This window comes from Staphylococcus pasteuri, from assembly GCF_030547725.1.
Classification (GTDB): domain Bacteria; phylum Bacillota; class Bacilli; order Staphylococcales; family Staphylococcaceae; genus Staphylococcus; species Staphylococcus pasteuri.
This window is the reverse complement of record NZ_JAUOQO010000820.1, coordinates 1-242: the sequence shown is the minus strand read 5'-3', so window position 1 is coordinate 242 and position 242 is coordinate 1. Positions and strand designations below refer to the sequence as shown.

At 59.5% G+C, this 242-nt stretch carries 1 protein-coding gene; it reads right to left on the bottom strand.

Features of this window, described 5'->3' with window-relative positions; genetic code table 11:
* Window positions 1-242 (bottom strand): 4Fe-4S dicluster domain-containing protein (locus tag Q4528_RS15620; RefSeq protein WP_303522635.1); only part of this gene is annotated, 242 nt, incomplete at both ends.

Below are 242 nucleotides of genomic sequence, written 5' to 3'. Positions count from 1 at the left end.
CCATAGGGGCAGGCCCAGGAACAGAGTTTGCAGCCGATGCAGGTGTCGGGATTGACCAGAACGATACCGTCTTCTTCGCGCTTGTAACTGGCGCCGGTGGGGCAGACCGTGACGCAGGCCGGTTCTTCGCAATGCAGGCAGGAACGCGGGAAATGCACCGTGCCCTTGTAGTGGTCATTGTCGATTTCATAGCTGTGCACGCGGTTCAGAAACGCACCAGAGGGATCGGCGCCGTATGGATC